Origin of the sequence: Marinobacter sp. (assembly GCF_041687235.1) — a bacterium.
Taxonomy (GTDB): Bacteria; Pseudomonadota; Gammaproteobacteria; order Pseudomonadales; family Oleiphilaceae; genus Marinobacter.
Map to the genome: position 1 here is coordinate 33,047 of NZ_JAWLCH010000002.1, position 12,907 is coordinate 45,953.

The 12,907-nt window shown below is 59.2% G+C and carries 13 protein-coding genes; 2 read left to right on the plus strand and 11 right to left on the minus strand.

Features of this window, described 5'->3' with window-relative positions; genetic code table 11:
- Window positions 1–120 precede the first annotated feature (120 nt).
- Together ACESMK_RS03940 and ACESMK_RS03945 are read left to right on the plus strand one after the other, a co-directional pair.
- Window positions 121–996, plus strand: coding sequence for an ABC transporter substrate-binding protein (locus ACESMK_RS03940; protein ID WP_372995489.1), 876 nt, complete (start codon window positions 121–123; stop codon window positions 994–996).
- The gene (locus ACESMK_RS03945; protein ID WP_372995491.1) at window positions 989–2,938 is read left to right on the plus strand and encodes an ATP-binding protein; all 1,950 of its coding nucleotides are present in this window, start codon (window positions 989–991) and stop codon (window positions 2,936–2,938) included. Before ACESMK_RS03940 ends, ACESMK_RS03945 begins: the two co-directional genes overlap by 8 nt.
- A 37-nt stretch (window positions 2,939–2,975) precedes the next feature.
- On the opposite strand, the gene gorA is transcribed toward ACESMK_RS03945, so the two are convergent.
- From gorA to gspE, 11 genes are all read right to left on the minus strand, one after another.
- Entirely contained in the window at window positions 2,976–4,337 is a 1,362-nt protein-coding gene (gorA, locus tag ACESMK_RS03950; protein ID WP_372995493.1) for a glutathione-disulfide reductase, read from the minus strand.
- Between the two features lie 25 nt (window positions 4,338–4,362).
- Window positions 4,363–5,034: a GNAT family N-acetyltransferase gene (locus ACESMK_RS03955; RefSeq protein ID WP_372995495.1), complete on the minus strand. Its 672-nt coding sequence runs from the start codon at window positions 5,032–5,034 to the stop codon at window positions 4,363–4,365.
- Between the two features lie 56 nt (window positions 5,035–5,090).
- Complete coding sequence (gene gspM / locus ACESMK_RS03960; RefSeq protein WP_372995497.1) at window positions 5,091–5,621, minus strand: type II secretion system protein GspM; 531 nt, start codon at window positions 5,619–5,621, stop codon at window positions 5,091–5,093.
- Between the two features lie 4 nt (window positions 5,622–5,625).
- Window positions 5,626–6,930: a type II secretion system protein GspL gene (gene gspL / locus ACESMK_RS03965; protein ID WP_372995499.1), complete on the minus strand. Its 1,305-nt coding sequence runs from the start codon at window positions 6,928–6,930 to the stop codon at window positions 5,626–5,628.
- A 2-nt stretch (window positions 6,931–6,932) separates the two neighbouring features.
- Window positions 6,933–7,937, minus strand: coding sequence for a type II secretion system minor pseudopilin GspK (gene gspK, locus ACESMK_RS03970; RefSeq protein ID WP_372995501.1), 1,005 nt, complete (start codon window positions 7,935–7,937; stop codon window positions 6,933–6,935).
- Window position 7,938: 1 nt separating this feature from the next.
- Window positions 7,939–8,712: a type II secretion system minor pseudopilin GspJ gene (gene gspJ, locus ACESMK_RS03975; RefSeq protein WP_372995503.1), complete on the minus strand. Its 774-nt coding sequence runs from the start codon at window positions 8,710–8,712 to the stop codon at window positions 7,939–7,941.
- Window positions 8,712–9,086, minus strand: coding sequence for a type II secretion system minor pseudopilin GspI (gene gspI / locus ACESMK_RS03980; RefSeq protein WP_372995505.1), 375 nt, complete (start codon window positions 9,084–9,086; stop codon window positions 8,712–8,714). Before gspI ends, gspJ begins: the two co-directional genes overlap by 1 nt.
- Window positions 9,083–9,613 carry a type II secretion system minor pseudopilin GspH gene (gene gspH, locus ACESMK_RS03985; protein WP_372995507.1) on the minus strand — a complete coding sequence of 177 codons (531 nt, stop codon included), beginning with the start codon at window positions 9,611–9,613 and terminating at the stop codon, window positions 9,083–9,085. Before gspH ends, gspI begins: the two co-directional genes overlap by 4 nt.
- Before the next feature lie 6 nt (window positions 9,614–9,619).
- Complete coding sequence (gspG, locus tag ACESMK_RS03990; RefSeq protein ID WP_372996051.1) at window positions 9,620–10,072, minus strand: type II secretion system major pseudopilin GspG; 453 nt, start codon at window positions 10,070–10,072, stop codon at window positions 9,620–9,622.
- A gap of 68 nt (window positions 10,073–10,140) precedes the next feature.
- A complete protein-coding gene (gene gspF, locus ACESMK_RS03995; RefSeq protein ID WP_372995509.1) occupies window positions 10,141–11,352 on the minus strand; it encodes a type II secretion system inner membrane protein GspF in 1,212 nt (403 codons plus the stop codon).
- Window positions 11,353–11,355: 3 nt separating this feature from the next.
- Window positions 11,356–12,864: a type II secretion system ATPase GspE gene (gene gspE / locus ACESMK_RS04000; protein ID WP_372995511.1), complete on the minus strand. Its 1,509-nt coding sequence runs from the start codon at window positions 12,862–12,864 to the stop codon at window positions 11,356–11,358.
- Window positions 12,865–12,907: the final 43 nt, after the last annotated feature.

Consider the following 12,907-nt stretch of genomic DNA (forward strand, 5'->3'; position numbering starts at 1 on the left):
GCGCGAGCCCTGGACGGTATGAGGCGAAGGACAGGCACGATACACCGAGAACGGTCCGGATGCGGGTTCGGGAAACCTTTACCCAAAATCCTGTCCATTCTGCTTCTGGCCCTGTTTTCCATGGTGTCCGGAGCGCAGGAACCAGCAGGGAAAACGGTTTATTTTGCGGGGTCGGGTAACGCACCCCTTGACCAACACCTGTTCCAGCTCCTGCAGGAAGAGCTGGAGTCTGAGACGTCCCTCATCAAGGTGTCCGACGACCAGCTGGCCACGCTCGACAATGGTCCGATCATCAGTGTCGGCCCTGCAGCGTTTTCCCGTGTTCGCCAGGCGAACCGCCAGGCCCCAATACTGGCCATGCTCGTCGACAAAGCCTTCATCTCGGGCTTTGCGGAGCGCTCCCCGGGCCGCATCACGGCAGTTCTGTACGATGTACCGCTGATTCGTCAGGCGCTAACCGGCAAGTCCATCCTGCCCCAGGCGACCAAGATTGCCCTGCTGGCAACCGCAGACTCCGTTGAACTGTATGAGCCGCTGATCGATGAGCTGCCCGCCTATGGCATGTCCGCCAGGATTTTTCTGGTCGAGAGCAGCGACAAACTGATCCCGACACTGGTCCGCGCCCTCGGCTATGGTGACTTTCTGCTGGCCGCACCGGACAGCGCTGTATACAACCCCAGAACCATCAAACATATTCTGTTAACCGCCTATCGCCGTAATCAGATCGTCATCGGACCAACCCAGGCTTATGTAAAAGCGGGGGCACTGGCGTCCAGTTACGCACCTTTCCCGGAGATGGTCCGGATGGCCGGTGATTTTCTGGAGGACTACTTTGAGAGCGGTGATATGCCGCCGCCCTCCTACCCGGAAGAGTTCCGGATTGAAGTCAACACCCAGGTCGCCCGCTCCCTGAATATCCCGCTGCCAAGCCGAGAGGACATTGCCACGCGGGTAAACCGGCAGCTAACGGTTAATGGGGAGGTGTCTGATGAGTAATACCCCCCGGCAGCAGCGCCCCCTGTCACGGAAACTCCTGCTCCTTGGGGCACTTCCTGCGGTAGTGATGTTCATTGTCCTCATGGTGTTTTTCACCTCGGCCCGGCTGGAGGATGCCCGCCGCGATCTGTCCGACAGCAGTCAGATGTTTGCGGACAGCCTGGCTCCCGCTCTCGAGTATGCCGTTGTCTCCGGCAACACCCTGGCGATGGAACAGATTCTGTCCCAATCCCTGCGACGCAGCAGGGCTGACTGGATTCGGGTATCCGATGTCATGGGCGAGCAGATCGGCTTTGCTTCCCATCGACCGATCACTCCGTCTGAAGATCCGACACGCTATCAGATCTTTGAGGCTGAAATTCTCCAGCAACCCCTGGAATTCGGCTCTGAGCGGACTGCAGAATGGTTTGAACCGGACTATGGCTTCGGATCCGGTTCGGGCTCCCTGAGAGTGGGCACCGTCCAGGTGGGTGTTGCCCACGATGTCCTGGCCGATCGCCGGCAGGATATCCTCTGGACCTCCCTCGCTGTAGGCGTGGCCCTGCTTCTGTTCACGATTCTGATTATCAATCATTTCCTGAGCACCATACTCGCGCCGATCCGCGATCTGGCCGGACGGATCAGCAAACTGACCGCCGGTGACTATCAGGAGCGTCCGCTGAACACCCACCAGAGTTCACGGGAAATCGTCGCCATCGAAGAGCAGCTCAATCAGCTCGCCAACCACCTGGCGGGCCTGAGAACGGCCCGGGACCAGACCCTGGCCGCCTCGGAAGGTGCGCGCGAAAAGGCCGAATTGGCGAACCAGGCGAAATCCGAATTTCTGGCCACCATGAGCCATGAGTTGCGCACGCCACTGAACGGCGTACTCGGCATGGTGGATCTGGTTCAGGAAGATCCGCTCACCCCTCGCCAGCGGGACTATCTCAAAACCGCCCGGCAATCCACAGAAGATCTGCTCACGGTGATCGCAGACATCCTGGATTATTCACGGATGGACAGCGGAACCCTGCAACTCGAGAGCCAGGAGTTTGACCTCCGCGAACTGATTTCCAACTGTATCGCCACCTACCGTCACATGGCCGAGCAACAGGGCCTGGCACTGAGCCTGAAGTTCTACGGCGACTGGCCGTCCAATCCCGTGGTGATCGGCGATCCGGCCCGTTTTCGGCAGGTACTCGCCGGTCTGGCGGATAATGCCATCAAGTTTACCGGAGACGGTTTTATCAATGTCCAGGCCGGTTGCTTCGCCCTGGAGGATAACTGCGTCATTCTGAACTGCTCGGTCAGCGACTCCGGCTCCGGCATCCCCCTGGATCGCCTGCAGGACATCTTCAATTCGTTCGAGCAGCTCGATGGCGGAAACAGCCGTCTTTACGGCGGCACGGGGCTGGGCCTGTCTCTGGTCCAGCGCCTTGTGGAATTGATGGGCGGGCACATTCAGGTGGAAACCGATCTGGGCAAAGGCTCCTCATTCCGGTTCGAGCTGCCCTTTGAGCTGGCCAACGTTACCAGCCAACCGGATCCGGTCGGCCTACCACCCCGGGAAGCCATCAACGGAACCAGTCACGCGCTGGTGGTAGAAGACAACCCCGTGAATCAGCGGGTAGCCACCGCCATGCTCAAACGGCTCGGCTTCCAGACCGACTCCGCCAACAATGGCAAGGAAGCGCTGGAGAAAGTCACCAGCAACCATACCGGCTACGACATCATCCTGATGGACTGCCAGATGCCGGTAATGGACGGTTACGAAGCCACGCGTTATATCCGGGAATGGGAACAGAGTAACGGGCAGACCGGCACACCCATCATTGCCCTGACCGCCGATGTGCTGCCCGGAACCGAGAAGAGCTGCCTCGACTGCGGCATGAACGACTATCTGGCCAAACCGGTTCGGAAAGAAATGCTGCGAGAGGTGCTCAGCCGCTGGATTCAGCTGTAGAGCGCTCCGGCGCCCTGCCGGGCACCGGAAACGGATATCAGGCCACCGGTTCCCGCATGGTGACAAACTCTTCCGCAGAGGTTGGGTGAATACCCAGAGTCGAGTCAAATTGGGCCTTGGTGGCGCCGGCTTTGATGGCAACGGCAAGCCCCTGGGTAATCTCGCCCGCGTCCGGGCCAACCATGTGGGCGCCCAGAACCTTGTCCGTCTCGTCGTCCACCACCAGCTTCATCAGGCTTCTCTCATCCCGACCGCTGAGGGTGTACTTCATCGGACGGAACTCGGAGCGATAAATGCGCAGGCGGTGCCCGGCTTCCCTGGCCTCCTCCTCAGTCAGTCCCACGGTACCGATGTTGGGCTGACAGAAGACGGCGGTGGGTATCGCGGAATAGTCCATCTCACCTTTGCCATCGCCAAACAGCCGGCGGGACAAAACCATCCCCTGTGCGAGGGCAACGGGTGTGAGCTGTGGCGTACCAATGACATCACCGAGGGCGGTGATTGAGGGCACGGCGGTCTGGAAATGATCGTCGACCACCACGTGGCCCGAGGCGCTGAGCTGAACGCCCAGATCCGTCAGGCCGAGCCCGTCAACAAGGGCCCGCCGCCCGGTTGCCGCCATCACAAGACCGGTTTCCAGGGTTTCGCCATTGTTCAGCTGTACCCGGTAATGGGCATTTTCGGCCTCGACCGATTCAATGGTTACACCAAAGCGCAGGTTAACGCCTTTCTTGCGCATTTCCTGTTCGGTAAATCGACGAACATCACCGTCAAACCCACGCAGAAACAGGTCTCCGCGATACAGCAGTGTTGTATCCACCCCCAAACCTGCCAGGATGCCTGCAAACTCAACAGCAATGTAGCCGCCACCCCACACCACAGCCTGTTTCGGCAATTGGGGCAGATAGAACATCTCGTTGGAGGTAAGGATACATTCCTTGCCCGGTACGTCCGGGACAACCGGCCAGCTGCCGGTAGCCACGGTAATGTGTTTTGCCCGGTAGGACTTGTTGCCGACGACCACGGTATTGGCATCAGACAGTGTGGCCGTCCCTTCAATAATGGTTACGCCGGCGTTTTCAAGCAAGCGGCCATAAATGCCGTTAAGACGCTCGATCTCGGCGTTCTTGTTGGCCACCAGTTTCGGCCAGTCGAAACTGACATCATCAAGGGGCACCTGCCAGCCATATCCGGCCGCGTCTTCCAGCTCATCGTGGACATGAGCGCCATAAACAAACAATTTCTTGGGTACGCAGCCGACATTGACACAGGTTCCGCCCAGGTACCGGGATTCCACCACCGCTACCTTTGCGCCCCGCTGGGCAGACATTCGGGCAAGGCGTACACCGCCGGAACCGGCTCCGATAACAATCAGATCAAAATCCTGCTGGTCAGACACAGCTTCTCCCGTTGAACGTTAAATATCAGGTTTGGCCATGCACGGCCGCTTTGCTTTCCGGATGCACTTCCCTGAACAGCACGTGATCCTCAAAATCGCCGAGCTGTATTCTGCCAAGGCTCCGGAAACCCTCGGATTCGTAAAAGGGCAGATAACGACTGTTGCCGGTATCCAGCACCAACCCACTGCCCCGGGGATTCTCGGCACAGAGCTTTTCAACCGTTTTCAGCAACAAACGGCCATAACCCCGATGCTGGTACTTGGGATTGACCCCCATCATGGGCAACTGATGCGCCAGTGGCTGAGGCAACATGTCACGAATTTTCTCGTGGTAATCCAGATACCGGCGGGTGGAGGCAAAACCGGTCGTCAGCACCATGCGGATCCGCCAACTGATCTGGTCAGCCAGGTTCATCCGCAGTTCCGGGTCCCCGATGAACGCAACGGCAACGAGCGTGTCGTTCACCATCACGCCAATAGCATCCTGGTCGAGCTCGAAATACAGATCAATCAGTTCCCGTATGGTCGCCCGCACCCGCTGATCGTAACCGGGGCGCCGGTGGTCAAAAAGGTACTGGAACGTGGGCTCATTCCGGTAGGCGTGGTACAGAATGGATCTGGCTTCATTACGCGCCGTTTCGTCCAGGCGAACAATGGCTGGCTCGGATTTGTTCTTGTTTTCGCTGCCGTTACTCATCGCTTCCCTCTCCTGAATCAGTTCCGGACAACAGGCCCGGAATCTGTTTTTCCGAATCAGATGGCCAGTGTTAAACGAACAGACACCCGCCCTGGCTCACCGGACCTGTCCATGGCGGCCTGATCGATAACCACCCCATGGTCACCATTCAGCCGCTCCAGCCAGGACGCCACCTCTGCAAAGGGTGCGTTCTCGAGCCAGACCCGAATGGCAGCTTCGCCACTGGGCTCAAACCGTTGGAGCGACAGGCCGGCCTCACCCGCGGAACGGGTCACCAGTGCCATCAGAGCACGACCGTCCTCGGGTTTGTCGGCGGTTGCCGCCCCGCTATCGCCACCGGCATCGCCCAGGCGCTGGATGGTCGGTTCGTTCGCCTGCATCCAGGCCAGCAGCTCACCGGCATTGTCTCGCGCGGCCACTGACTGATCATTAAAGTCTGCGGCCGGGCGCCAGATCGCAAAGTACAGAATACCCAGAAACACCGCGATTGCGAGTACCATCAGAGCCTGCTGGTCACGCCGCGGCAACTGGTCGTATTGTGCGATAAGTTTTTCGACCGCCGGCTGATCTTTGATTCGGGAAATCATACCGTTAACCTCCAGAGACCGTCAGGCGGCCACGTGCACCGCTGGCTTCATTAACCACAGAACCGATCTGCGCTTCCAGCCCCTGGTTTGCCAACCCGTTTCGCAAGGCGCTCAGGCGATCATAGCTGTCTGCCCTTACATCCACGACCAGCTCACCCCGGGAACGACTGTAATTCACCGAGTTGAAATTCACGGCCTGACTCCCTGGCAGACGGGCGTATTGCTGGCCGGTGTATTTCATCAGCGTGATAAAGTCCACTTCCGGCCCGCTCGACCCGGCAACCCGTAGTTGCCCTTCGATCACGCGCCTCACGTTGCCCGCATGGGTCCGGCGATCACCGGGAAAGGCATCGCGGTAGATGGCCATGGCCTCGGTTCGCAATTCTTCGGCCTGCTTCTGGTAGTAAAACCCCATCCCCGCATTCAACGCCACCTGAATCCCGAACCAGACTGCCGCCACCGCGATCAAAGGCTTCCATGGCTTCAGGGGGCTTGTCTTGCCGGACTTCGAGGAGAACATTCCCTGGCACAGATTGACCGGCTGACACAGGTGGTGATGGTGAGCATAGGCCAGCAGTTCAAGGGGCATGAGCTCCAGGGTTTCCTTGCGAACGGCAAGACGGCCGGAGCCACTCAACTCGGCGATGGCCGATTGCTGAATATCGAACTCGTCTTCGGTGCCGTAGAGGGTTACCGGTATTTCCGCCAGCACCTCATCCTCAGAGGGTGCCGCCAGAGTGTGGGCAAACATGCCAAGGTTGGCAGACTGCATGCTCAGCCATTCGCCCCGTTCGCTGACCATCATGGCCGTCTCGCCATCCAGACAAACCGACCAACCGCCTTCGGTGCGCGGCAACAACGAGGCATCCGGATAAATAGCATCCAGGCGCAGGTGATCCCAGCCGCTGAACAGGGTTACCCACTGGCCCATGCGCTCACGGTCTATGGCCGCCACCCGGTAGCCATGCTCGGTATGGGTTCCCAGCGCCAGATGAACGGAATCGATGTCCTGGGCGATCTGTTCCTCAACCGCGTAGGGCAATGCCTGGTTGATAAAGCGGCTTTGCTTTGCGGGAATATCTGCCAGACAGTATATGGCTTCCTCGCCGGGGATAAGGCCGATCAACAGAACGTTATCGAGCGCATTCTGGCCCAGGGTCTGCTCGATGGTATCCCGACTGTCCCCGGTACCGCGGGCCTGTGCATCGCCACTGGCATCATGAAGGACCCAGTTGTACATCTGGGCACCCGGGTCCTGATCAGCGTCCGCGAACGGCGGTATGGGGCGGACGTAAAGGCGATAAGACATGATTATCCTTCTGAAATGGTAAACGGCTCTTTGGTAATTCGGTTCTTTTGCCCGGTATCCCTGTGCACCGTCCGGACTTCGCCTTCCGGAGTCCGGAACACGGTACTGACCATATTGACGACCCGGTTATCGTAGGTAATCCGCGAAGCAACTTCAAAGAACCGTGTTTGCAGTCCCAAACCGGCTGACTTGAGTCCGAGACCGGCAAACTCCGGCAGGGCCATGAAGTCCTGAATGTTCTCGAACCGTTCCTCTTCCCGCTTCTCAAGAATAGACGCAGCCTGGGCGTCCGTCAGCTCTTCATGGAGGGAGCGGATCACCATGGCCGTGGCGGTGTTTACATTGATCCCCGCGCCATTGACCGGCAGTGCTGCCACGTGGGGCCGCAGCGCCTCATAGATTTCCTCGGTCATGCCCTCGATCAGCCGTAATTCGGTCACGGTGGTAAAAGGCTGGTTGCCGGCACGATAACCGGGATCTGCCATCAGGTACTGGCCATCCTCGGCACCATAGGCGCTCACTGTCTGGTCATCCGGGTCGATCCAGTCGATCAGGGAGTCGACAGAAACGGCCGTGATGCCCAGTGCCGCAAACAGTTGCACAAAACGATCCCTGGCCACCGGGTCTACCTGGCCATTGCTACCCACCAGATCATTCAGATTCAACCGGCCACCAAGATCGTCGACCTGGATCTCTGCCACGCCATTGTCATCCAGCGGCAATACCGCCGCATTGGCGGCCCAGAACTCGTCCAGACTATCGACCATCAGGTTTGCCTCTTTGTCCTCGTCAAAATCCCTGCGCAGGATCTGACGGGCAAAGGCTTCAGCACCCAGGGCAATACTCTGGCCCTGCTGCTGGGCGAGATAGTGGCTCGCCTTGAAGACCCGGAGACTTTGCTGCTGGGTCATGCCCGAGGCGAGCATGACCACCAGAGCCATGGCCAGCAACACCATGATCAGGGCAACGCCACGCTGGCGATCAGCCGGGGCAGGAAGACACGCCATATTAACCTCCCTGCCCCGGCGAGCCGGTGTTTTGCCCCGATGGTTCTTCCGTATTCTCTTCTTCGTTCTGGTTCTCGTTCTCACTCGCCGCCTGGTTCGCCTGGTTGAGGGCACCCTGGGCAACGGAGGGATCAAAATCCGGCAGTGCGAACGTTCTCACCAGGGTTCCGAACCGCTCATGTTCCAGAGTCACTTCCAGGCCCAGGGGCAGCGGAGCCTCGGGTCGGCTGCCGGGCGTCAATCCGGCCATCACCTCATCCGTTGGCCATTGGCTCTGCCAACTGCGATTCGAATCCAGGAATCGCACCTCCAGTCGCTTGACCCCTTCCAGAAGCAGCACATCCCGGCTGTCATCCTCCTGGCCCTGATCCACCATTGGCCAGTACCTGCGGCGCAGTTCGGTGCCCGTGTACTCCCAACCAACGCGCTGCAGACCGCTGCGGCGAATACCAAGGGGGTTACGCCAGCCCTGGCGTGTCAGTAGCAGGGAAAAGTCATCCTCGCGGCTGGAAAGCGCAGGCTGGAAATCGCCGTAAATATCCCTTGCCGGTCGGTTGACCACCTGCATGATATCCCGCTCCAGCAAAAGCATGGCCCGCTGCAACCCATCGAACTGTTCAGCCAGTTCATTCACCCGGTCGCGGGAATTCACCACCCCGCTGATCACCTGCCACACCCCCAGACCGATAACGGCGGTAATCGTCACCGCGATCAAGACCTCCAGCAGGGTGAAGCCGCTCTGCTGATGGTTGCGGGAGCATCCGGGCGCAACCATCACTGTGCTCCAACAAATGCTGACAGGGTGTGAATCGGGACCGGCTCGGTGCGGTCTTCACGGTAACGGGCGACCGTTACCTCCACCCGGCGCATCTTTGCCTCGGCGGTGGCCAGTACCGCTGTGGTCACCCGCCATCGATAGGGTCCGAAGTCGGTATCCCTGGAGTTCTCGGCGATTCCCGGAAGGTTCTCCTCGAGGCGGATCTCGTTGATACGGTTGTCCGCCAGCCAACTGGCCAGGGTCTTGTCCCGTACCCGTTCATAACTGGAGATATACTGGCTGCCCACCTCAGCCGCCGCCGTCGCGATCAGGCCGAAAACAAGCAGCGCAACGAGCACCTCGATCAGCGTAAAGCCTTTCTGCGTTTTCACCCGCTGCCCCCGTCATCGCCCGGTTTCCGCCACTCCATGGGCGACACACCGTCGGAGGCCAGTACGTGCAGGGTGTCTGAACCGCTTCCAACGGTAAATTCCAGTTCAAACGGTGTTGTTTCGCCACTGGAGAAGAACACCACGTCCGGGAGCAGAGTGTCCTCGGCCGACGCCAGTCTTGGCGCATCACTTTCAATGAACTCGGTCACCGTCAGCCACTCCGGAAGGCTCCGGGCCCGGAACATTCGTTCGCCGGAAGCCTTCCAGTCGCCAGTCTGGTCCTGGAAGGCGACAAACTGATAGCCGTCCTCCTGAATCCGCAGCCCGAGCTCAAGATTATTGAGCACCGCCTGCTCGGAAGCCGTCTGCATCAACAGATACAGTTCCCTGACTTCGTTTTCCAGCTCGCGCTGCTGGGAGCTTCCGCCCATGGTAAACACAGCAAGGGCGGCCAGCAGCCCCACAACCACCAGGACCACCAGTATTTCAATCAGGGTGAAACCGGTCTGTCGGGAGCTGACCTGCACTGTGTTTTAGCCCTCGATGTCCCAGACACTGATGTCGGCTGCGTCGCCGTCGCCACCTTCCTGGCCATCAGAGCCGTAGGAGTAAAGGTCATAAGGGCCTTCAGTACCCGGGCTTACGTATTGGTATTCCGCGCCCCAGGGATCTTCCGGCACACTCTTCATGTAACCGTCAGAGTTCCAGTTCTTGGGTTCCGGGCTGCCGCTGGGCTTTGACACCAGCGCTTCGAGGCCCTGCTGGGTGGACGGATAATGACTGTTATCCAGGCGATAGAGATCCAGTGAGTTCGCAATGTTCCTCAACTGGGTTTCCGCTACGGTGACTTTTGCCTGATCGCTCCGGCCCATGATGTTGGGCGCCACGATGGCGACCAGCAGGCCGAGGATGACCATAACCACCATGATTTCAATCAGGGTAAAGCCCCGGTTGCGGTTTTGTGTATTCAGGTTCTTGATCGTCATTGTCTCACTCGTCATTGGCATGGATTCCTTTCGGTTCGGATGCGTCTCCTGACAATCCGGCGCGGGTATCATCCCACGAGGTTACTCATATTCAATATCGGAAGCATGATGGCCAGAACAATGATCAGCACCACCACCCCCATTACCAGTAGCATCATCGGCTCGAACAACCCGACAATGGCTGCAATCTTGGACTGCAGGGTGTTTTCCTGCATGCGCGCCGTGCGCTCCAACATGCTGTCCAGCTCACCACTGGCCTCCCCGCTGGCAATCATGTGCAGCATCATCGGCGGAAAATAACCGGTCTGGTCCAGTGAACGGTGAAGCGAGCCACCTTCACTGACTTTTCTCGCCGCATCCCGGAGTTCCTGCCTCAGATAATCGTTGGAAAGAACCTCACCGGCAATGCGCATGGCTTCCACCAGCGGCACACCACTGGTCGTCAGGATGCTAAGGGTGCTGGCATACCGGGCGGTATTAACACCGCGCACCATCCCGGAAAACAACGGCAGATGTAACAAGCGCTTGTGAAACCTGAGCCGGAACCCGGGCTTGGTCAGGAAGAACCGGAACACCATCAGCGCTCCAACCAGCAGTATCAACAGGTAGACACCGTAATCCGCCAGAAATTCCGATACCGCCAGCATCACCATGGTCAGCGTTGGCAGTTCCTGCCCCTGCTTCAGAAACACATCGATAATGTCCGGCACCACGTAGGTCAGCAGGAACACCACGATCGCGATGGCGACAATACTGAGAATGATGGGATAGATGGCTGCCAGCTGAATTTTCTGACGGGCTTCCTGCCGGCTCTCGGTGTAATCCGCCAGACGGTTCAGCACCAGGTCCAGATGGCCGGCATGCTCACCGGCGGCAACCGTCGACCGGTAGAGCCGCGGAAACGCGCGCGGAAACTCCCCGAGGCTGTCTGCCAGCGTGTAGCCCTCCATGACCTTGGCACGAATCGCAATCAGCATGCTGCGAATTCGGGGTTTCGGAGACTGCTGCGCTGCGGCCGAGAGCGCCTGCTCGATGGGAATCCCGGACTGGATGAGCGTTGCCAACTGGCGGGTAACCAGGGCCAGGTCCGCGGCGGCCAGTGAACCCCGACTGCTCAGGGGGTTGCTGCGGGACTGCTTCTCGGCCGCCGGTTCCACCGCCAGCGGGGTCAGACCCCGTTCACGAAGCTGCTGACGTACCGCCCTGGGGGCGTCGGCTTCAACAACGCCATGTTTCTGTTTGCCCCGCGCATCCAGCGCCTTGTATTCGTATGCTGGCATGGTTTACTGACCCCGGTGCGTAACGCGGAGCACTTCTTCCACCGTGGTGACACCGTCCAGTATTTTCTGTACACCGTCTGCGTGAATGCTCGGGCCGTGCTGGCGGGCGACCTTTTCCAGGTCCAGCTCGCCGGCCCGTTTGTGAATCAGCGAACTGATTTCCTCGGAGATCTCCACCACCTCGTAGATGCCAATACGCCCGCGATAGCCGAGCTGGTTGCAATGGGTGCAGCCTGTGGCCCGGTAAATGGTCGGCGGATTGGCAGGATCCTGCTGCAGGAACTCGCAATGCTCTTCCGTAGGCGTGTAAGGTTCGCGGCATTCCTTGCACAGAACGCGCACGAGGCGCTGGGCAACAATACCCACCAGGCTTGAAGAAATCAGGAACGGCTCGATACCCATATCCATAAGCCGGGTGATGGCACCCACCGCGGTATTGGTGTGCAACGTGGAAAGCACAAGGTGGCCTGTCAAGCTCGCCTGTACCGCGATCTCTGCCGTTTCCAGGTCACGGATCTCACCGATCATCACAACGTCGGGATCCTGACGCAGAATGGCACGAAGGCCCCGGGCAAAGGTCATGTCCACTTTGGTGTTGACCTGGGTCTGGCCAATCCCAGGCAGGTTGTATTCGATGGGGTCCTCAACCGTCAGAATGTTCCGGCTTCGGTCATTGATTTCCTGCAGGGAGGCATACAGCGTGGTGGACTTACCGGAACCGGTCGGGCCGGTCACCAGCAGAATTCCGTAGGGCCGGTAAATCAGCTTGCGAAGGACTTTCAGGTCCCGCCCCGCCATTCCCAGGGATTCCAGGCGAATGGCGCCGGCCTGCTTGTCCAGCAAACGCAACACCACCCGCTCGCCGCTCGAAGACGGCATGGTAGACACCCGGATATCCACCTCGCGCCCGGCAACCCGCAGCGCAATCCGGCCGTCCTGGGGAACCCGTTTCTCGGCGATATCCAGCTTGGCCATAACCTTGATCCGTGACACCAGCAACGGGGCCAGCGCCCGCTTTGGCTCAACCACTTCCCGCAGCACACCATCCACCCGGAAACGAACCACCAGCCGCTTTTCATAGGTCTCAATGTGAACATCCGAGGCACTGGTTTTTACCGCCTCGGTCAGGATCGCGTTGATCAGACGAATGATTGGAGCGTCATCTTCCTGCTCGAGCAGGTCCTCGGTTTCGGGCACAGAATCCGCCAGCGAGGCCAGATCCATGTCGTCACCGATACCTTCCACCATCTGCATGGCTTCGGCGGAGTCGTTCTGGTAGGCAGAATTCAGGGCCTGATCGAACCGGTCCGGATCAATGGTGGCAAAACGGGCTCGCCCACCACTGATTCGGTTGGCTTCAGCCAGCGCCGAGTGAGACGCACCGGGCCGAACCAGAATGACCGGCTCGCCAGCGTCCGAACGGGTCAGGATTACTCCGTTGCGCTTGGCAAAAGTAAAGGGAAGACGGCCCAGCGGAGCATCCTGCGGCTGAAGTTCAGTGTCTGTGGTCAAGGTCGTCCTCGTTCGTGAAACCCTTTTTGATTCAATCAATTCA

Bases quoted from the DNA above. Each gene is read 5' to 3' on its own strand.
- ACESMK_RS03940 (WP_372995489.1), top strand. From the start codon at position 121: ATGGTGTCCGGAGCGCAGGAACCAGCAGGGAAAACGGTTTATTTTGCG.
- ACESMK_RS03945 (WP_372995491.1), top strand. From the start codon at position 989: ATGAGTAATACCCCCCGGCAGCAGCGCCCCCTGTCACGGAAACTCCTG.
- ACESMK_RS03955 (WP_372995495.1), bottom strand. From the start codon at position 5,034: ATGAGTAACGGCAGCGAAAACAAGAACAAATCCGAGCCAGCCATTGTT.
- gspM (WP_372995497.1), bottom strand. From the start codon at position 5,621: ATGATTTCCCGAATCAAAGATCAGCCGGCGGTCGAAAAACTTATCGCA.
- gspL (WP_372995499.1), bottom strand. From the start codon at position 6,930: ATGTCTTATCGCCTTTACGTCCGCCCCATACCGCCGTTCGCGGACGCT.
- gspK (WP_372995501.1), bottom strand. From the start codon at position 7,937: ATGGCGTGTCTTCCTGCCCCGGCTGATCGCCAGCGTGGCGTTGCCCTG.
- gspJ (WP_372995503.1), bottom strand. From the start codon at position 8,712: ATGGTTGCGCCCGGATGCTCCCGCAACCATCAGCAGAGCGGCTTCACC.
- gspG (WP_372996051.1), bottom strand. From the start codon at position 10,072: ATGACGATCAAGAACCTGAATACACAAAACCGCAACCGGGGCTTTACC.
- gspF (WP_372995509.1), bottom strand. From the start codon at position 11,352: ATGCCAGCATACGAATACAAGGCGCTGGATGCGCGGGGCAAACAGAAA.